Origin of the sequence: Shewanella sp. A32, from assembly GCF_029167175.1 — a bacterium.
GTDB classification, from domain to species: Bacteria; Pseudomonadota; Gammaproteobacteria; order Enterobacterales; family Shewanellaceae; genus Shewanella; species Shewanella yunxiaonensis.
The window spans coordinates 70,672-91,392 of sequence record NZ_JARFTS010000011.1 but is presented as its reverse complement, the minus strand read 5'-3'; the positions used below and the strand labels follow the sequence as shown (position 1 = coordinate 91,392).

Annotated in this window: 16 protein-coding genes and 1 pseudogene; 8 read left to right on the top strand and 9 right to left on the bottom strand. The window is 49.7% G+C overall.

The features are described from left to right. Positions 1–141 precede the first annotated feature (141 nt). From modA to envZ, 5 genes are all read left to right on the top strand, one after another. The gene (gene modA / locus PY479_RS10220; RefSeq protein ID WP_275483675.1) at positions 142–909 is read left to right on the top strand and encodes a molybdate ABC transporter substrate-binding protein; all 768 of its coding nucleotides are present in this window, start codon (positions 142–144) and stop codon (positions 907–909) included. A gap of 13 nt (positions 910–922) precedes the next feature. Beyond that, positions 923–1,621, top strand: a complete 699-nt coding sequence (gene modB, locus PY479_RS10215) for a molybdate ABC transporter permease subunit (RefSeq protein WP_212595007.1) — start codon at positions 923–925, stop codon at positions 1,619–1,621. Then, positions 1,615–2,703: a molybdenum ABC transporter ATP-binding protein ModC gene (gene modC / locus PY479_RS10210; RefSeq protein ID WP_212595008.1), complete on the top strand. Its 1,089-nt coding sequence runs from the start codon at positions 1,615–1,617 to the stop codon at positions 2,701–2,703. The genes modB and modC overlap by 7 nt, the downstream gene beginning before the upstream one ends. A gap of 197 nt (positions 2,704–2,900) precedes the next feature. Next, complete coding sequence (gene ompR / locus PY479_RS10205; protein WP_212595009.1) at positions 2,901–3,626, top strand: two-component system response regulator OmpR; 726 nt, start codon at positions 2,901–2,903, stop codon at positions 3,624–3,626. Further along, a complete protein-coding gene (envZ, locus tag PY479_RS10200) occupies positions 3,623–4,942 on the top strand; it encodes a two-component system sensor histidine kinase EnvZ (RefSeq protein ID WP_212595010.1) in 1,320 nt (439 codons plus the stop codon). The genes ompR and envZ overlap by 4 nt, the downstream gene beginning before the upstream one ends. Here the strand turns inward: envZ and PY479_RS10195 are convergent, their stop codons facing one another. Genes PY479_RS10195 through PY479_RS10185 form a run of 3 tightly spaced genes read right to left on the bottom strand, consistent with a single transcriptional unit; the run spans position 4,943 to position 6,692 of the window. Then, positions 4,943–5,416 (bottom strand): peroxiredoxin, encoded by a 474-nt coding sequence (locus PY479_RS10195; RefSeq protein WP_275483674.1) that lies wholly within the window; start codon positions 5,414–5,416, stop codon positions 4,943–4,945. Between the two features lie 28 nt (positions 5,417–5,444). Beyond that, complete coding sequence (locus PY479_RS10190; protein ID WP_212595012.1) at positions 5,445–5,966, bottom strand: DUF2937 family protein; 522 nt, start codon at positions 5,964–5,966, stop codon at positions 5,445–5,447. A gap of 24 nt (positions 5,967–5,990) precedes the next feature. Continuing rightward, entirely contained in the window at positions 5,991–6,692 is a 702-nt protein-coding gene (locus PY479_RS10185) for a class I SAM-dependent methyltransferase (protein ID WP_212596466.1), read from the bottom strand. A 192-nt stretch (positions 6,693–6,884) separates the two neighbouring features. Between PY479_RS10185 and rlmJ the strand changes: the two genes are divergently transcribed. Next, positions 6,885–7,733: a 23S rRNA (adenine(2030)-N(6))-methyltransferase RlmJ gene (gene rlmJ / locus PY479_RS10180; RefSeq protein WP_275483673.1), complete on the top strand. Its 849-nt coding sequence runs from the start codon at positions 6,885–6,887 to the stop codon at positions 7,731–7,733. A 1-nt stretch (position 7,734) separates the two neighbouring features. Here rlmJ and PY479_RS10175 read toward each other — a convergent pair whose 3' ends face one another. From PY479_RS10175 to PY479_RS10160, 4 genes and pseudogenes are all read right to left on the bottom strand, one after another. After that, entirely contained in the window at positions 7,735–8,397 is a 663-nt protein-coding gene (locus tag PY479_RS10175; RefSeq protein WP_212595014.1) for a lytic transglycosylase domain-containing protein, read from the bottom strand. 783 nt (positions 8,398–9,180) lie between these two features. Continuing rightward, positions 9,181–10,215, bottom strand: a pseudogene (locus PY479_RS10170) (IS110 family transposase). 104 nt (positions 10,216–10,319) lie between these two features. Continuing rightward, positions 10,320–13,436: an efflux RND transporter permease subunit gene (locus PY479_RS10165; RefSeq protein WP_212595015.1), complete on the bottom strand. Its 3,117-nt coding sequence runs from the start codon at positions 13,434–13,436 to the stop codon at positions 10,320–10,322. A gap of 13 nt (positions 13,437–13,449) precedes the next feature. Then, positions 13,450–14,589, bottom strand: a complete 1,140-nt coding sequence (locus tag PY479_RS10160) for an efflux RND transporter periplasmic adaptor subunit (RefSeq protein WP_275483672.1) — start codon at positions 14,587–14,589, stop codon at positions 13,450–13,452. A 421-nt stretch (positions 14,590–15,010) separates the two neighbouring features. On the opposite strand from PY479_RS10160, the gene PY479_RS10155 reads away from it, so the two are divergent. Continuing rightward, a complete protein-coding gene (locus tag PY479_RS10155; RefSeq protein WP_212595017.1) occupies positions 15,011–16,045 on the top strand; it encodes a LysR family transcriptional regulator in 1,035 nt (344 codons plus the stop codon). Positions 16,046–16,186: 141 nt separating this feature from the next. Here PY479_RS10155 and PY479_RS10150 read toward each other — a convergent pair whose 3' ends face one another. Next, positions 16,187–16,846 (bottom strand): 7-cyano-7-deazaguanine/7-aminomethyl-7-deazaguanine transporter, encoded by a 660-nt coding sequence (locus tag PY479_RS10150; RefSeq protein ID WP_212595018.1) that lies wholly within the window; start codon positions 16,844–16,846, stop codon positions 16,187–16,189. 102 nt (positions 16,847–16,948) lie between these two features. After that, entirely contained in the window at positions 16,949–18,307 is a 1,359-nt protein-coding gene (locus PY479_RS10145; protein WP_275483671.1) for an isochorismate synthase, read from the bottom strand. A gap of 348 nt (positions 18,308–18,655) precedes the next feature. Here PY479_RS10145 and PY479_RS10140 point away from each other — a divergent pair, with 348 nt between their 5' ends. Then, a complete protein-coding gene (locus PY479_RS10140; RefSeq protein ID WP_275483670.1) occupies positions 18,656–20,719 on the top strand; it encodes a TonB-dependent receptor in 2,064 nt (687 codons plus the stop codon). Positions 20,720–20,721: the final 2 nt, after the last annotated feature.

The following is a 20,721-nucleotide window of genomic DNA, read 5'->3' as shown; positions in this document are numbered from 1 at the left end:
TATTTTCGTTCAAACCCGCACGAAAAACCACCTCAGATCACGAAACTTGTCGAATCTGTTGTTTATCGATATATAGTGATGTATATATCGAATAGGTTTAGACCCGTTTTTCTACACTGATTGCTCGATTAAGGATAAAAAATGAAATCACTGGTGCGTGTATTACTCGCCTCGGCGCTGGGGCTGGTATTGAGCTTTGGCGTCAGTGCCAAAGAGAAGTTGACCGTGTTTGCGGCCGCGTCATTGACCAACGCGTTGACAGATATTGGTCAGAATTTTGATAAAGCACACGGGAGCGAAACCGTCTTCTCGTTTGCCTCTTCCTCAACATTAGCCCGGCAAATCGCGGAAGGCGCTCCGGCAGAATTGTTTTTATCTGCTAATCAGAAATGGATGGACTATCTGGTTGATAACAAGGCCGTTGACAGCAGCAGTCGGGTAACCTTGTTGCACAATGCCCTGGTGCTGATCGCTCCCAAAACCAGTGCTGCAAAGGACGTAACCATTTCTGCATCTTGGGACCTGAACGCCGCCGTGGCGGACAGCCGTTTAGCCGTAGGCGATCCTGACCATGTGCCAGCCGGACGTTATGCCAAACAGTCGCTGGAAAATCTGGGATTGTGGCCGCAGGCAGAACCGCTATTGGCGCGCGCTAACAACGTGAGAGCGGCGCTGGCACTGGTGGAACGTGGAGAAGCACAGCTAGGCATTGTCTATGCCACTGACGCGCTGATTTCTAAAGATGTGAAGACTCTAGGCGTATTCCCCGAAAGCAGTCACAAACCGATCAGTTATCCGTTAGCGTTGGTAAGCAGTAAACCCAGCGCTACCGCAAAAGCATTTTATGACTACCTGCAAACTGATGCGGCCAAAGCAGTTTTTGTTAAGTACGGTTTTGTTATCAAGTAAAGGATATTGAGCCTTGGCGTTACTGACAGAGTATGAAGTCGCCGCTTTATTATTAAGCCTGAAAGTCTCGCTGACAGCGGTTTGTTGCAGTCTGCCAGCGGGGATTTTGATTGCTTGGGTGCTGGCGCGCTTCGATTTTCCCGGTAAATCGCTATTGGACGGCGTGATCCATCTGCCTTTGGTGCTGCCGCCGGTGGTCGTCGGGTATCTGTTGTTGATCTCCATGGGACGCTCGGGCTGGCTTGGTCACTGGCTGTATGAAACCTTTGGCATCAGTTTCGCCTTTAGCTGGCGCGGTGCGGCATTGGCGGCAGCCGTGGTTTCGTTTCCCTTGATGGTACGCGCAATACGACAAGCGTTTGAGGCTGTAGATACTCGACTGGAACAAGCCGCTCGCACCTTGGGCGCCGGACGGTTAAGGGTGTTTTTTACCATTAGCCTGCCATTGACGGCACCGGGGATCGTTTCCGGTATGGTATTGGCTTTCGCCCGCAGTCTTGGCGAATTCGGTTCGACCATCACCTTTGTGTCTAATATCCCGGGAGAAACGCGTACGCTGCCATTGGCGATGTATTCGTTTATTGAAACCCCGGGTGCTGAAGCGCAAGCCGGACGCCTGTGTGTTATCGCCATCATTATCTCACTGTTATCGTTGGTAGCGTCACAATGGCTGGGTAAAAAAGCCCAACAGAGGGCACACGGACAATGCTAACTATCAAGGTAAAGCGGCAGTTGGGCGAAACACTGCTGGATGTGGACGTGGCCTTGCCATTACAGGGCGTCAGTGCGGTGTTTGGTCGCAGTGGTGCGGGTAAAACCTCATTAGTGAATATCTTAGGTGGGTTAGCTGCGCCGGACAGCGGTGAAGTCAGACTCGGGGAGCGCTGGCTTTACCATTCCGGCAAACATATCAATTTACGACCCGAACAACGCAATGCGGGATTTGTCTTCCAAGATGCCCGGTTGTTTCCGCATTATCGGGTGCGTGGCAATCTCAATTATGGTCGTAAAGGCAATAAATCGGTGGCGCAGTTTGACGCCGTGGTGCAACTGTTAGGATTGGAGCATTTGCTGGAGCGCTATCCAACAAGCCTGTCCGGGGGAGAAAAGCAGCGTGTGGCAATCGGCCGTGCGCTGCTGACTAATCCGGAGATTCTGCTGATGGACGAACCGTTGGCATCGCTGGATCTACCGCGCAAACGCGAGTTGTTACCCTACCTGCAACGATTGACGCGAGAGCTGAAATTGCCAATCGTCTATGTCAGTCACAGCCTGGATGAAATTCTGCAACTGGCGGATTACATGCTGGTGATCGACAAAGGTAAAACGGTGATCAGTGGCCCATTAGAAACTGTCTGGGACAGTGATGAATTGCGGCCTTGGCTGAGTCAGCAGGAGCAAAGTTCACTGCTGCTGGCGACGGTAGCAGAAACACATGCAGATTACGCCATGACCCGATTACAGCTGGACAATGGTGCTAGCCTCTGGGTGAGCCAGACGCATCGGGAACCCGGCGAACGGATCCGGGTGCGGGTACATAGCAATCAGGTGTCCGTGTGCACGACTATGCCGGTGGGAAGCAGTATTCGTAATATCCTGCCGGTCACCGTTGCACAGATTAATACTACGGCCAACAGCGATTACGTGCAGCTGCGTTTGTCGCTATCCAATATGCCGTTGTGGGCTAACATTACCCGCTGGTCGCTGGATGAGTTGGCTCTCAAGCCGGGGACCGAATTGTTTGCACAAATCAAAGGGGTCAGCCTTACCGAGGCTGATATTGCCCATTCGTAATTTTTTAAGCATTAAAATCTGCATAAAATTAATGAACTTGACGCGGCTATCTTAAATTCCTGTTACAAAGTATCGGGTGGCTTTTTGCGGGTTAACTCGCTAAATTTTGGCCGGACTTTCCACTTTTCGGTTACTATGGTGCAAAATCAGGCCATACGCCGCGTAGCGGCTTTCCGTTTGCTTTAAGGAACACTCGCATGGGACAAGAAACTTCCAAGATTCTGGTGGTTGACGATGATATGAGGCTAAGAGCCTTATTGGAGCGTTATCTGGTAGAGCAAGGGTTCCAGGTGCGCAGTGCTGCCAATGCTGAACAGATGGATCGGTTGCTGGAGCGGGAAAATTTTCACCTGCTAGTGCTGGATTTGATGTTGCCCGGCGAAGACGGCCTGTCGATTTGCCGCCGTTTGCGCCAGCAAGGCAGTGTGTTGCCAATCGTGATGCTGACCGCCAAAGGTGATGAAGTTGACCGAATTATCGGCCTTGAACTCGGTGCCGATGATTACCTGCCCAAGCCCTTCAATCCGCGTGAATTATTAGCGCGTATCAAAGCGGTCATGCGCCGTCAGACGCAGGACATCCCCGGTGCGCCATCACAACAGGAAGAGTTAGTCGAATTTGGCGAATTCAGCCTGAATCTTGCGACTCGCGAGATGTACCACAATGATGAGTCTATCGCGTTGACCAGCGGCGAATTCGCCGTTTTGAAAGTATTAGTGACTCATCCGCGAGAACCTTTATCCCGCGATAAACTGATGAATCTGGCACGTGGTCGTGATTATTCTGCGCTGGAGCGGTCCATTGACGTTCAGGTGTCGCGTCTGCGCCGTTTGATTGAAAAAGACCCAGCCAATCCACGCTATATCCAGACGGTCTGGGGACTGGGATATGTCTTCGTGCCGGATGGTGCGCAACGGAAATGAAACTTCGCTGGTGGCAGCGGCTGCTGCCGCGTAGCGCCTTCAGCCAGACGGTGATGCTGATAGGCTGCCTGCTGTTGATCAATCAGTTGGTGTCCTATCTGACGGTTACGGTCTATTTCATCAAGCCCAGTTACCAGCAAATCAACCAGTTGATTGCGCGGCAGATCAATCTGTTGTTTGCCGATGGTGTCGATATCGGTCGTGAGCATTTGACCATGGTTGATGCCTTGAATGCCAAAGTGCATAGCGACGAGATGCAGGTTTATAACCAGCAGCAGGCGCGTGCAGCCGGAATTGAACACACGACCTATTACGGCTTTCTGTCGAGCCAGATGTCCCAATATCTGGGCGGCGATGCTGAAGTAAGGATCTCGCAGCATGATAGAGGCTTGCAGATCTGGATCCGACCACCGCAGGCGCCCTCAGTGTGGATCAAGGTGCCACTTAATAGCTGGAATGAAAACGCGCTCTCGCCCCTAAATCTGTATCTGCTGGTAATTGGTGCCTTGAGTGTCGCCGGTGGTTGGTGGTTTGCCCGCCAGCAAAACCGCCCATTGCGACGTTTGCAGAAGGCTGCCGTAGCCGTATCCCGCGGCGACTTCCCCGAACCGTTACCGCTGACCGGATCATCGGAAATTATCGAAGTCACCAGCACCTTTAACCAGATGGCGCAGAGTATGCGGCAGTTGGAACAGGACCGGGCGCTGTTGATGGCCGGGATTTCACACGATCTGCGTACGCCGTTAACTCGCATCCGTTTGGCCTCGGAGATGATGGCACCGGAAGATGCCTACCTGCAGGAAGGGATCATCAAAGATATTGAGGATATGGATGCCATCATCAACCAATTCATTGCATACATCCGTCAGGATCAGCAGGCGCATGAACCGGCACAGATTAATCAGCTGATTGAAGACCTAGTGCAACTTGAAGGTAAACGTACTGAAGGGATTGAGATGGTATTAAGTCCCGATTGCCCGGTCATCAATATTAACGTGATTGCCATAAAACGGGTATTGGCCAATCTGGTGGAAAATGCGCGCCGTTACGGTAATGGCTGGATCCGCATCTCATCCGGCTGGGATCGGGATTGGGTCCGCTTCTGCGTGGAAGACAACGGCCCGGGCATTTTGCCGGAACAGGTTAAAACGTTGTTTCAACCTTTTACCCAAGGTGACAGCGCACGTGGCAGTGTCGGCTCCGGACTCGGCTTGGCCATTATCAAGCGGATCATTGAACGCCATCAGGGGCAGATAATACTGGATAATCGCCGTGAAGGTGGCTTGCGCGCCACCATCAGATTACCGCGAGACTAATTACAGTGCCGCCAGAATGGTGCGCGCATCGCTGACTTTAAACACTTTGGGCTCATCGACATTCAGGAGTGTCACCACGCCATCGTCTACGATCATGGCGTAGCGACGCGAGCGTATGCCACCGAAATGACCAGTATCAAAATTCAGACCCAATGCCGTTGTAAATGCGGCATCGCCATCAGCAGCCATCATAATTTCTGTGGCATTTTGCGCTTCACCCCAGGCTTTCATCACAAATGCATCATTGACCGCAAGGCAGATGATTAAATCGACGCCTTTGGCTTTTATCTCATCTGCCAGTGCCACAAAGCCGGGTAGGTGGGCATTAGAACAGGTGGGGGTGAAGGCGCCGGGGACGGCAAACATGACCACTTTTTTCTTGGCAAACAGCTCTCGGATCTGATGTTCGACGACACCTTCAGCGGTAAGTTCGCTGAGCTTGCCTTCTGGTAAACGCTGACCTTGAGTAATCATATCGAGAGTCCTTGTTAAGTGATTGAATTTATGCAGACAGCCGTCTTCTGAATGGCAACCGACACAATAGCCAAATGAGACTGAGCAACGCTTCAGTCAGCATCGCCAGCAGTAACCCGGACACCAGTCCAAAAGCCATCGCATCGGGTTTCAGTAACACATTGTGGCTATAGTGTTGCCAAACTTCTTGGCGGATATCGGGTAATGGGTGTAACAAGATTTCAGTATATGGCGTGTAAATCGCTTTATTGAAACGTTGCCAGGCATCCTGTAACACGTATTGACGTTGTGCCATCGTACTCACATTATTACCGCCAGCACTGAATATCGGGTCTGGACTGGCAGCGTAATGAGCGATGAGCTGTTCGAGGTTGCCGCCGAAATAGCGATCGGCATCCTGTTGAAAGCCTGCTAGCTGCTGTTTTGCTTCGGCCAAGTGTGCCTGCAGACTTTTGCCATATTGATCAACAAAACCTGGCACCTGTAGTCCGGCTAAAGTTCCTGTGAAGAACAGCAGCAGGCGCAGATAATCTCGTAGCATTTTCAGCATTATCACCTCCATACCCGCAGATGGTTAAATCATGGCGGCTTTTACATATACGTCAAAACGATTTTTCTTACAGGCCATCACCAGTGTGGGCACTTTCCCTGCAAGATCTTCTGCATAATCAGGCCGTTTAACGACTACGCGTTTGCTTGCCAAGGCTAATGCGGGCTCGAGTAGCTGTGCGGCATCGTCATCGGCACCGACTAATTGCTGAAATACCCGCATCTCCTTTTTCACCAGCGCTGATTTGTCGCGATGTGGATACATGGGGTCGAGATACACCACTTCAATTGCTAATTGCGGCAAGGCTTCACTCATCAGGGTGGTGCCCCAAGGAAGCAACTGCATCCGCTGCTGCATCCACTCGCCAATTTCGGCATCTGCATAAGCACGGCGTAAGCCATCTGCCAATAATGCGGCCACTACCGGGTGTCGTTCAATCATCCACACTTTACAACCTAAGCTGGCTAATACAAATGCGTCACGTCCGAGCCCGGCAGTCGCGTCGAGCACTGTCGGACAAGCGCCTTGTTTGAGACCGGCAGCTTTGGCGATTTCCTGACCGCGTCCGCCACCAAATTTGCGCCGGTGTGCCACCGCGCCACCAGTAAAATCTACGTGAATACCGCCGAGCTTGGGTTCATCCCGTTTAAAGAGATTAAGCATACCGTCAACCAGTGCCATTTCAAACGGTGAATCGGTCGCATATTGCAGCGGATAGCGCGCCATTAATTCGACGAGCTGAGGCTGCTGTTGGTCAAAGTAAATTGTGGGTTCGGGAGATTTCAAAAGCGTACTCTGGCTTTAAACCGCGTTAGCCACATTATGCCAAAGCCGGCATGTAACAGATACAGCCGCTCGGGTGCTTTTTAGTGCAATGAATCTTATAATGCCGCCCTCAGAAGACTGTTGGAAGCCCTTATGCTCAGCTATCGTCACGGATACCATGCCGGCAACTACGCCGATGTACTGAAACATGCAGTGTTGTTGCAGGCGCTGACCTTATTACAGAAAAAAGATAAAGGACTGGTCTATATCGACACTCATGCGGGGGCGGGTGGCTATAGTCTGAGTGACGAGTTTTCCGAAAAAACCGGAGAATTTCGCGATGGTATTGGTCGTTTGTGGCAGCGCGACGATTTACCGGAAAGTCTGCAGCTATATCTCGAGAATGTCCGTCATTTCAATGAAAGCCATGATGAACTCGGTTTCTATCCTGGTTCGCCAGCGCTGGTGGATATGAATTTGCGCCCCCAGGACAGAATGTTGATCCATGAATTGCATCCTTCGGATCAACAGTTGCTCACAGAGTATTTCGGTAAAGATCCTCAGGTAAAATGTATCGAAGGTGATGGTCTGCATGGGCTACTGGCCGCCGTGCCTCCCAAGGAGCGCCGAGGGCTGGTATTGATTGATCCCAGTTACGAAATTAAAAGTGATTATGAACTGGTGGCAGAAACTCTGATTAAGGCTTATCGCAAATTTGCTACCGGCGTTTATATGTTGTGGTATCCGGTTGTGCATCGTCAGCAGACTGAAGCGATGTTGTCGCGTTTGAAAGAAAGTGGCATTCGACGGCAATTACGCATTGAACAAGCCATCAAGCCTGACAGTGAAGAGTTTGGGATGACTGCCGCCGGATTGTGGATTATTAATCCGCCCTGGCAGTTGGATGAGATTGCCAAGGAGATGTTGGCTACCTTGCAGCCTTTGTTGGCTTCAGACGCAGAACCGGGGAGTTATCGCGTTGTCTGGGAAGTCGGCGAGTAGCTTACAGCGCACGATAACGTTGTAGAAGAATCCCCACCCGCTCGACATAGGCTTTAGTTTCCGGGTAAGGCGGAATGCCGTTGTAATTGCTGACCGTCGTGGGTCCTGCATTATAGGCGGCGCACGCCAGTGAGATATTGCCATTAAACCGCTGTAACATCTGTGCCAAATAACGACTGCCAGCATCAATATTTTCTGGCGCAGAGAAAGCGTTAGCGACGCCAAGCGCTTTAGCGGTTTTGGGCATCAGTTGCATCAAGCCTATGGCACCCGTACGGGATTCGGCGGCGCTATTAAATGCCGACTCGGCATGGATTACGGCGCGGATCAGTGCTGGGTCTAATTGGTAGGCTTTAGCCGCTTTAGCGATTTCGGTTTTGTAGCTGCTGCGAAATAGCGGGGTGGTGCGCCAGTTAATGGTTGAGCTCGGATTACAGGCATAACAGTCAAACAGCAATACTTCATAATTGTCGTTGCTGGGGATGCGATCACTGAACACCGTGATGCCATCATGGGAGGAACGATAGACTTTTTCCTGCTGCAATTGCTGACTAGTACCCTGCGCCGAGTAATGGGCAATAATCTTACGTTTTGGCGGGTTTGTTTCCGCATGCACGAGCGTAATTACCAGCAAGGTAGCGACAAAAATCAGCAGGTGCTTCAACGTTAGGCTCCGTTATTGCGCTCAAAGTGCCTTCATCTTAGCAAATGTTATTCAAATGTATCGATACGCATCATACAAACAGTTTAATTAATGATTAAATATCAAACATTTTTATAATTATCCGCTTAAAAAACCGCACAAAAATATTAAGATAACTATCATTTTTAACATTTTGTTTGCATATTTAGGTCGCGATATCTTATTTCTATCATTTAAGTGCTGTTGAGTTTCATAATTGTCTGAAAATTTTGATAAAAATATATTATTTTAGTGTGTTTAATGTGCTGCTATTAAAATTATCATTAACAATTCTTAGTTAAAACCGTAGGCATAAATGTAAAAAAACTGGTGTTTTTATTATTCTCATGCGTTTTGCTTAACTTTTCTGGACTCACTGTTCAGCTTTTATTCAGTCTTTTAGGTTTAAATTGAATCTGTACATGGTTTAGGCGAAAGCGATTAGTTCAATAGTTTGCCTTTTCAGACCCTCTCCGGGTCTTTTTTTTTGCCTGATTTTCAGCCTGAGGGCAATCAGCGCCGCCATGTAATCCCCAATAAAGCCCATAAAAAATGTATGGTCCGCCTCGTTGTTGCAAGCATAAAATTCAATAACGAGGTGGGTCTGCGCTAATGTATTCGGAGTCTCTGCTGGAGGCTCTCGCCTACCGCTCCACGATGAGTTCCGCGCCGGAATATCCTCAAAAAAGCTAAAGCATTTTACTGCTGTTTTTTATGTCAGGTTTTACCCCGGTGGTACTACCGTTTTCGTCATCTTCACTCTATTCATGCAAACTCAGGTTGCAGCTTTGCTGCGTTAAATTGCGCTTTTGTTCTTAACACTGACCACACGATGCGCGCCAGTTTGTTTGCCAACGCCACACACGCCACATTGAATGGCTTGGTTGCCCTGAGCTTTATCAGCCATTCGCCAAACACCGCGCCCGTCTTCTCGGGTCTCGATAAAATCGCTCTTGCACCGTGAATGAGTAACGTGCGTAGATGCTTGTTACCACGTTTGCTTATCCCGAGTAATCGGGGCTTACCTCCGGTGGAGTGTTGATGAGGCACCAAGCCTAACCAGGCAGCTAAATTTCGGCCATTACTGAATTGCTTTGCTGAACCTAGTTCCGTTACACACTAACTGGCCGTGATATCTCCAATCCCCGGAATGGATTTCAGCAATTGTGCATCTTCATGTTGTGCCAAATGGTGTTGCAGCTTCACCTCTTGCTCACTTATCCGGGCTGACAGATAGTCGTAATAGTCATGGAGCCCTTTCAACTCTGTCATCAACATCTCTGGTAAAGGTTGGGCATGCTCATCCAGCCACTGAAATAACCGCTTCATCACGCTGTGGCCTTTAGGAAAACTTATCCCAAACTCCAGCAGTAACGCGCCCACCCGGGACATACAAGCCGTACGTTCTTTGATATAGCCCTGACGTACACGATGGATAGCCGAAATTATCTGCGCTTCCTCGGATTTCACTTCCACAAAGCGCATCGATGGCCGTCCGGCAGCTTCAGCTATCGCATCGGCATCAATAAAATCATTCTTGTTGCCTTTGACGTACGGCTTTACATACTGCGGTGGGATGAGTTTGACGTGATGCTCAAACTGCTGACAAAGACGCCCGAGCCAATGAGCACCACCACAAGCTTCAAAGGCGATAGTGGTAGATGGTAGTTGCTGAAGAAAAACAATGAGTTGTTTACGGGAAAGCTTCTTACGCACAACCGTTTTACCTGCACGGTCATGGCCTACAAGATGAAAGTTTGACTTGCCTAAATCGATACCAAGTACTTGAATAAACAGGATGGTCTACCTCCTGTCTAGCCTAATCTCAGCATAGTCGCTGAGAAGGGAGGCGGACCATCACATTAAGCCACCCGATAAGAGTGGCCTTTTTTACTAGTAAGTTTCTACTGGTCAGTTCCCGATTCTTCTCGTTTGCTGAACAGCCGCTCAACGACGACGAAAAATACCGGAATGAAGAAGATACCCAAGAAGGTTGAACTCATCATCCCCCCTAAGACACCTGTGCCAATGGCGTGCTGACTACCGGAACCTGCGCCATTGCTGACGGTTAACGGTACCACCCCAAGGCCGAAAGCCAGGGATGTCATCAGAATAGGCCGAAGCCTCACGCGAACGGCATGCAGTGTTGCTTCGATTAAGCCGGCACCTTTCTCATAGAAGTCTTTGGCGAATTCCACAATAAGAATCGCGTTCTTAGTGGCTAGCCCCACAGTAGTCAACAGACCGACTTGGAAGAACACGTCGTTAGACAATCCTCGGCCATTCATTGCCAGGAGTGCACCGATTACTCCTAGTGGTACCACCAAGATCACCGCGATGGGTACTGACCAGCTTTCATACAAGGCTGCCAATACCAGGAACACCACCAACAGTGACAGGGCATATAAGCCAGGTGCCTGGTTACCGGAGAGTTGTTCCTCGTATGAGACCCCATTCCAGGAAATCCCGAATCCAGGTGGTAACTGGCTGGCTAATTGCTTCATGGTTTCTATGGCCTCGCCGGTACTGTATCCGGGCGCTGCTGAACCCTGAATGTTCACTGCTGACAAGCCGTTAAAACGTTCCAGTCGTGGTGAACCGTACTCCCAGTAGCCCTTGGCAAAGGCCGAGAACGGTACCATGTCGCCACTGCTGTTACGCACATACCACTTGTCGAGATCGTCAGGTTGCATACGGTACTTGGCTTCACCCTGCACATAGACTTTCTTCACCCGGCCGCGATCAATAAAGTCGTTGACGTATGAACCGCCCCAGGCGGTGGCTAAGGTACTGTTGACGGTACTGATCTCGACGCCAAGTGCTTTCAGCTTCTCGTAATCGATATCCAGTTTGTACATCGGCGCATCTTCCTGGCCGTTAGGTCGTACAGCCATCAGCTTAGGATTCTGTGCTGCCATTCCCAACAACTGATTACGTGCCTGGATCAGTTTGTCATGGCCTTGTCCGGTCAAATCTTGCAGATACATATCGAAGCCATTCGCTGTACCTAGTTCAATCACCGCTGGTGGCACAAACGCAAACACCATCGCGTCTTTAAACTGAGAAAATGCCCCCATGGCTCTGCCGACTACCGCCTGGACACTTTGTCCCGGTCCGGTACGTTCTGACCAGTCCTTCAGGTTAACGAAGGCCATCCCCATGTTCTGTCCCTGACCGGCGAAACTGAAGCCCGCAACGGTAAACACCGATTTTACAACCGATTCTTTCTGGAACTGATCTGAGACCTTTTTCAGTACTTTTTCGGTACTTTCCTGAGTGGAGTTTGGCGGCAATATCACCATAGATACTGCAATCCCCTGATCTTCATCAGGTAGGAAGGCAGTTGGCATCCGCGTAAACATCCAGGCAACCACACCCACCAGCGCCACGTAAATAATCAGCATCCGGAAAGAACGTTTAAGGATTTTCGCCACTGAAGATTGATAGCCAGAGGTGAAGCGTTCAAAGCCACGGTTGAACCAACCAAAAAATCCACGCTTTTCATGTCCTTCGCCTTGGTGGATTGGCTTCAGCATGGTGGCACAAAGTGCCGGTGTTAGCACGATTGCCACGATAACTGACAACGCCATGGCCGAGACGATAGTGATAGAGAACTGTCGGTAAATAACCCCGGTTGAACCTGACATAAATGCCATCGGCACAAACACCGCAGACAGCGTGGCACCGATACCAATCAAGGCGCCGGTGATCTGTCCCATCGATTTCTTGGTGGCTTCTTTAGGGCTAAGTCCCTCTTCCGACATCACACGTTCGACGTTTTCTACCACCACAATGGCATCGTCTACCAGCAAACCAATCGCCAGTACCATGGCGAACATCGTCAAGGTGTTAATGGAGTAACCGGCAAATGACAGGATGGCAAAGGTACCCAGCAACACGACTGGAACGGCAATGGTAGGAATTAATGTGGCACGGAAGTTCTGCAAGAACAGGTACATGATGACGAACACCAGTACGATGGCTTCCAGCAGCGTATGTACTACGCCTTCAATCGACTTTTCGACGAATGGAGTGGTGTCATAAGGGTAAATAACCTTTAACCCCTCAGGAAAAATCGGTTGTAACTCTGCTAACTTTGCTCTCACGGCCGCGGCGGTATCCAGAGCGTTGGCTCCTGATGCCAGGCTGATCGCCAGACCACTGGAGGGTTGTCCGTTGTAGAGCGAGGAGATGTTGTAGTTCTGCGCTCCCAGTTCTACGCGGGCTACGTCTGACAAATACACATTTGCGCCGCTGCTGTTCGACTTCAGAATGATCTTACGGAACTGTTCTGGTGTCTGTAACCGGCTCTGTGCGGTAATGGTGGCGTTCAGTTCCTGGCCTTTTACCGCAGGTGCACCGCCGAACTGGCCCGCCGCCACCTGTGCGTTTTGCGAACTAATGGCAGAAACAACATCGGCAGTCGTCAAATCATATTGGGTAAGCTTGAGGGGATCGAGCCATATACGCATGGCGTACTGGGCACCAAACAAGCGGGTTTCCCCCACGCCGGGTACACGGCTGAGGGGATCTTTGATACTTGAACCAATGAAATCGGCAATATCGGCTTTATTCATGGAGCCATCGGTGGAGATAAAACCTACCACCATCAAGAATCCTGAGGTCGACTTGTTAACGCTGACCCCTTGCTGCTGTACCTCCTGCGGTAACAGTGTCATCGCAGTCTGCAGTTTGTTCTGCACTTGCACCTGAGCAATGTCAGGATCTGCCTCAGCGTTAAAGGTAATGGTTACCTGCGCATTCCCGAAACTGTCGCTGGTAGAGGTGATATAGCGCATGTGGTCAAGACCAGTCATGCTCTGTTCAATGATCTGCGTGACCGAATCTTCTACTGTCTTGGCAGAAGCGCCAGGATAAGTTGCAGAAATCACCACGGTTGGCGGCGCAATTTTCGGGTATTGGGAGACTGGCAATGACTTAATCGCCAGCACCCCAGCTAACATCAATAATATTGCGATCACCCACGCAAAGATGGGGCGATCGATAAAGAAACGTGCCATAAGTTCCGCCCTGTTATTGCTGGTTTGAAAGCTCTTTCGGAGTGACTGGGGCCCCCGGACGAATTTTTTGCAAGCCTTCGACAATCAGCTTATCGCCAGCGTGGAGACCACTGGTGATGCGCCATTGATTACCGATAACTTCTGCGGTAGTCACAATGCGAGCTTCGACTTGATTCTGCGGATTGACCACCATTGCCACGGCTTGCCCCTTGGAGTTACGGCTGATCGCTTTTTGCGGCACCAAAATCGCGTTGGGGTCGATGCCAGTGCTTAACACCGCACGGACATACATTCCAGGTAACAACAATCCTTCGGGATTGGGAAACTCGGCGCGCATGGTGACTGAACCGGTGCTTTCGTCAACACTGACTTCAGAAAATTTCAGCGTACCTTCATGGCTATATTGGCTGCCATCTTCCAGCATTAATTTCACTTTGGCATTATCCGCCGCTTTTAATTGACCGGCCTTGAGACTGCTCTTCAGTTGCAGCATCTGGGTGCTGGACTGCACGATATCTACGTTGATGGGGTCCAACTGCTGAATCGTAGCCAGGGCAGTTGTCTGATTGGCGGTGACGAGCGCCCCTGGGGTAACGCTGGACTTGCCGACGTGGCCAGAAATCGGTGCCCGCACTTCGGTATATTCCAGATTAATTTTAGCGGTATTCAGTGCGGCTTTGGCTGTTAATACAGTCGCTTTGGCTTGTTTGTAGGCGGCTTCCGCAGTATCGAAATCTTCTTTACTGATGAAGTCTGTCTTTAACAATTTTTGATAACGCTGATAAGTGGCCGTTGCCGATTGGAGGCTGGCGTCTGCATTTGCTAACGCGGCTTCAGCACTCTGGACGCTAGCTTTGTAAGTGGCTGGGTCTATCTGATAGAGGGACTGTCCCTTTTTCACATAGCCGCCTTCAGTAAAACTGCGCTTCAAAATGATGCCACTCACCTGCGGCCGCACTTCAGCTTCCAGATAGGCGACGCTGCGACCGGGCAACACCGTGGTGAGTTCCTGAGACGCTGTTTTGACAGGAATGATCCCCACTTCAGTGGCTGGTGCCGTCTGTTGTCCTTTCACTGGCTCCTTTTCTGCACCGCAGGCGTTAAGCCATAGTGCCATGCTTACAACTGAGGCAACTTTCAATATCTGCCGCATGAGAACTCCTATCAATAATCGACTTGTTTGAGAGACCGTCCGGTCATCCCATATCCTGATACAGGCAATTGAATTCCATGACTGCCGAAATCAGTGTATAGGCAATCATTATTAACAAGTGCGAATAAAAGGGAAAATTTAAAATGGTAAAATTTCATTAAAGTGTCAGTTTATTACCACTCATTTCGTGGTAATCCGCTTACTTCCATATCCTATAGATCCTTGAATGTCGCCAGGCATTCAGGCCCTTCGACGCCGTGCACTATGTTCGTCGCAGTCATTACATACCGCATTGCATCATTTGCGCGCGACTAGAAAAAGCAACTGGTTCACTTCTTCAGGGTAGGTTATTCTACAACTGTGCCAAAAATTTTATTAGTAGTTTAATAATTCACTCACTGTTGCATAGGCGAAACAATTAATGGATCTGAATCGGGTACAAATTTTTGCCCAGGTAGTGGAGCAAGGAAGTTTCACTGGGGCAGCTAATGCGTTGGGATTGACCAAAACCACTGTCAGCCGCAAAGTGGCCGAGTTGGAAAAGCAAACCGGTGTACAGCTGTTATTTCGTACCACACGGGCATTGCGCCTGACTGAAGCTGGTGCGGAATATTACAACAAAATTACTAAGATTCTGTTGGATCTGGAAAATGCCGAGGCACAACTGAGTGCCAGCCAACAGCGAGTAAAAGGTAATCTCCATGTGGTGTGTCCATTTGAGATGGGTCAGTTATTCATGGGGCCGGTATTTGCGTGTTTCTTGGAGTCCTATCCCGATATCCGTATTGACACCGAATTAAGCAACCGCAATGTGGATCTTATCGCCGAAGGCGTGGACATTCTGTTCCATGTGGGGATGGTGGAAGATTCTAGATTGCAAACTTACCGACTGTTCAATACCTCTACGGTGTTAGTTGCTAGTCCTAGTTATCTGAAACGCTTCGGCCATCCGCAGCAGCCGGAGGAGCTGTGGCAACATAAATATATTGACCTGTACACCTCCCTAGCGAAGTTGCCGTCAGAAGGGCAGATCCGTATTTTTGATGGTCAGCAATGGCAGAGTATTACGCCGAAAATTCAATTCAGAGTAAACAACATTACTTTAGCCCGGGAAGTGGCAATTGCCGGGTTGGGTATTGCAGCATTGCCGCCGATGATTGTCGAAGAAGCGATTAAGAGCGGCGAATTGGTGCCTTTGTTAGAAGATTTCCCTATGGAACATAATGTGCTGGGGGTATCTTTTCCAAAACGGGCTTACTTGCCACGTAAATATATTATTTTTATCGACTTTGTTTATCAGGTACTGTTCCGCTATAAGGCCGATGAACTGCTGGAAAAGCCTGATTTTGTGCATTTTGACGATGAAAAACAAAGTAAATGCAAAGCCGATCAATATGTTTGTGATGGTGCCGAGGTTGCCGCTTGGGGTACTAAGCTCAGAGAGGCATTGGTATAACGCATAGCGTCGTGGTGTGCTGGCAAGGCCGATATCTTGCCGAGCCACTCTTATCATTGGCAAGATAAACGGGGATCAGGCTCATTAATAAGTTGAATGACGGGGTACCGGCCATTCAACTTAACTGAGGCTTTGGCGGGTTCAGGATAACTGGGTCTGCGTCCCCGTATCCAGGATCCAGTCCTGTAAATAACGTAACAACACCCCATAAGCGGGCAGAAACAGCGCAAAGCTGATCAGCAGTTTAAAGCTGTAATCCACCGTGGCAATTTCTGGCCAATTAGCTGCCATAAAGGCGTTACTGGATGCATAGAACGCCACACTGAAAAATATCAGGGTATCAATCAGATTGCCGAAAATAGTGGATGCTGAAGGGGCTACCCACCAGGCACATTTAGCGCGAATGGCCGCAAACACTTTGATGTCCATCAGTTGCCCCATCAGATAAGCGGCAAAACTGGCAAAGGCGATGCGAAAGACAACGTCATTGGTTGATGCCAACGCCGCTAAGCCCTGAAATTGCCCATCGTGGAACAACACTCCAATGGCGTAAGACACCACTAACGCCGGAAGCATGGCAAAAAAGATAATACGTCGTGCGGGTTGCTGACCAAAAATGCGCACTGTTAAATCGGTAGCAAGATAGACGAATGGAAAACTGAAAGCGCCCCAAGTGGTATGCCAACCGAAAATTTGAAACGGTAGCTGCACCAGATAGTTACTGGCACTGATGATCAGAATATGGAAGCTGACTAATAGCCATAAAGCGCGTTTTACTTGCGCTGGAGTTAACAAAAGCATCTTGTGACCTTTTTGGTTAGTTACGCGGGGTGAGGGAACCCGCTGCCCGAATTGCCCGGGCGGCGCACATTATAGTCGGCGATATGCAGATTACAAGCGCTGCTAGAAATCCACCAGAATCGACATGATGGTCGCTAATTTGTTTTCCAGTTCCTGCCACTCTAGCACTGGATCGGAACCGGTGAGGATCCCGGCGCCAGCGTACAGATTAATGCAACCCGGCTCTAGCAGTGCGCTGCGAATTGCCACAGCGAACTCACTGAGTTGGGAACTGAGGAAACCACAGGCCCCGGCGTACCAACCCCGAGTATAGCCCTCATGGCTGGCAATATATTGCAAGGCGGATGCCTTAGGAAAACCACCCACCGCTGGCGTCGGATGCAATGCCTGCAACAATTGAAAGTCACTGACCTCCGCGCGCAAACGTGCCTTGATCACCCGATGCAGATGTTGGATGTGGTTCAACTTAAAGATTTTTAGCGGTTCATCGGCAAAGACCTGTGCACTGAGTGGCCGCAATTCTGACTCAATATGGGTGCCAACAAACTGATTTTCATGACTGTTCTTATGATCATCCAGCAGCTGTTGTGCTAACTGTTCATCTTCTTCTTCGGTTAACCCCCGGACGGTCGTACCTGCCAGTGCCTCGGTAACCAATTCGTTCAGCTGCCGACGATATAAACGTTCCGGAGTACAGGAGATGAAACTGCGTTCCGGACTGAACTGAAACCCAAACTGAAAACTGGTGGGATTGCGCCCCTGCCAGCATGCCAGCACCGTCCAGGGATCGGGCGTCTGCGCTACTTGCAGTTTGGTTTGCCGTGATAACACCACTTTGGGCGTGTCCCGATTGAAGTCTGGTGACGTTACCTCGGTCACTAGTTCTGACCAGCGCGCAAAATCGGGAATATCCACCCGCGTCTGCACATCAGTTTTTATCGGTGGCGGTAAGGGTTGTGCAGCTTGCAACGCCGCCAACGCCTCTTGGGCACTGGAAATTTGCTCGGAAAGTGGTTGTGCGCTGAGGTTGAGATTAACAATCAACAACCCTTTATCGTCGCAACGGCGCAATTCTATGCGAGGCACCAAAAAACGCGCGCGACCGAATTCGGGCCAGGATTCTAACCGACGATCGAATGCTACCCCGCCATAAAAACGCACATCAGCAGTGCGCGGTAGTGATCTTTGTTGTTGGTAAAATTGCAGCAGTTTTTCGTCATCAACCGCCTCGGCAAACTGCAGATCCAGACAACTACCTACGCCTGCAACTTCCTCATAGCGATCGCGACCTTGCCAGTAAATTTTGGGAAATTGCTGCTGTGCAGCCAGCCATGACATCAGCGGCGGCAGACTCACTTCCTCTACCAGCTGCAGAATGCCCGCGGTTTGGGAATGGTCAAATAACTGGGAAAGTCTGTCGCTTAAGGAGCTGACAGCCTTCGACAGGGGTAGTACAGACAAATGGTGCTCCGGATGGTTTTACAACAACCTGGATCGGCACAACGACACCGACGATAGGAATATGCGACACAAACTAAAGTCAGCAGCCAACACTGTCAAGTTATGGCGTATTTCGGCGTGAATTTTTGCGTGATCTTTATCAGTTTTTACTTATTTTCGATTTGAAAAATATGGACATATTTACGTGATACATCGCACATGTGAGACATTTTGGCCAGCATTTAACATATCCGCTACGGTGTTTCTCCGTAATAGTCGATCCTGGTCAGTTTTTTGCTTGGCATTTGTTGAGCCTTTTACAGGCATCGCGAAAATAAGCAAATACTTCACTACCAATAAGGCATAAAAATGTCACGAGTACCACTGAAAATTTCAGCTGTTGCGCTAGCGATGGCGGCTATGGGATATGGCATAACCGCACAAGCAGAAGAAACTGCTAAGGATCCGCTGTTAAACATTAATGAAGTCATGGTTGTTCATGGCGAACGCGGTAGCGCAGTCAAAAACTCCACTACACAATGGTACATCACGGAAGATGAGATCCAGGCCCTGGGGGCGCAAAGCCTGGATGAAGTGTTGAAAACTGTTCCCGGTGTTTATGTGCGTTATGGTGGTGAGGGGTCTCCTCGTGTTGATATCCGGGGGTTCAAAACCCGCCATGTCATGCTGTTGATCAACGGTGTCCCGGCCAACGGTGCCGATGACGGTCAGTTTGACCCAAGTATTATTCCGACCAGCCAGATTGCTTCAATTGAAGTTTCTGTCGGTCCTACCTCAGTGCTGTATGGTCCTGGTGGGGCCGGCGGTGTTATCAACATCATCACCAAGCAGGGCAATAGTGCGCCAGCCTTAGCCGGCAACATTGAAGCCAGTAGCAACGATACTTACAAAGGAGATGTCAGTGCTGCCGGTTCAGGTGCCAACTGGCAGGGATTTGTCAGCGGTAGCTACCAGACCACTGATGGATATGACCTGTCTTCTGATTACCAAGCAACGGCTATTCAGGATGAAGGTGTTCGTCTTAACTCTGATAAAACATTGCGCAATTTTTACGCGCAGGGTAGCTACTGGTTTAACGACGATACGCAGTTGATCGCCAATATGGCAATACGTTCCGGTGATTGGGGTAAACCACCGCGTGATGGCAGTGGCACTGGTACGGTTAAGTATGAGCGGGTTGATGATTACGACGCTAAAACCTATCAGTTAGGTTTGGCACATAAATTCAATGAGTTACTGACATTGCGCGGCTTTGGTTATTACAACGAAGCGGCAACCTATGACTCCGTTTATACTGACGCAAGCTATGACACCCTCAGTGAATATCAAGACGGTACCTCTAAAACGCAGGGGGCCAATGTTCAGCTAATTGCCGATTTCAATGATCTGGGCATTCTGACGACTTCGGTCATTGCCGAGAAGCAGAGCTGGGAAGCGGTTTCTGGGACTTTTAGCACGACTTCGTCTGGCAGTGGTTCCGGTTCAGGCTCAGGCTCAGGCTCTGGTTCTGGCAGTGGTTCAGGTTCTGGCTCAGGCTCAGGCAGCAGTTCCAGCAGTACAGTCGATTCCTTCAATGATTCAGCCTGGGTATATAGCGGCGCTGCTGAATACCAGTATCAGGCAGCTAGCAACTGGGGCTATACCCTAGGTGCGGCATACCACGACATGGACCGTGAGAAAAATTCTGACAACGATTACTCTGCTATGGCCTCGAGCTATTGGCAGCCACTGGATAGCACTAAACTAACCTTGAGTGCTGCCCGCAAAATTCGTTTCCCTTCCATGTCAGATCTGTATGACCTGTCGTCCGGCAACGAAGATTTGAAAACCGAAGTGTCTAAAACTATTGAACTCGGCCTGAACCAGGGCTTGGGCATGGACACCGATTTTGAAATCCATCTGTTCCATACCGATACCGACAATTTCATCGCCAAAGATAGCAACAGTATTTCCCAGAACCTTGGCGATTACCGCTTCCAGGGCTTTGATACCGTATTAAGCAACCACAGTATCGATAAACTGAATTTGAGTCTGGCGTACAGTTATCTCGATTCTAAAGACAAAACTGCGGATGACACCAAAAATGACGGTCTCAATTACCGACCAAAACACCAGATCCGCTTTGAATTGGGTTATCAGTTACCTACTAACACCCGCTTCCATCTGAATGTCGAACGGATCATTGACCAGGTTTACTATCAGAATGTGAAGGTCAACAACGTTAAGACGCTGACTGAATTCTCGCTGGGTAATTTCACCGTAGTGGATGTTAATTTGACTCAGCCGGTGATTGGTACCGGGGTAGAGTTCTACCTGCGTGCCACTAACCTGCTGGATGAGAATTACTACCAAGCCGATTCATTACCGCAACCAGGTCGGCAGGTATTTGTTGGGGTTAACTGGCAGATCTGACC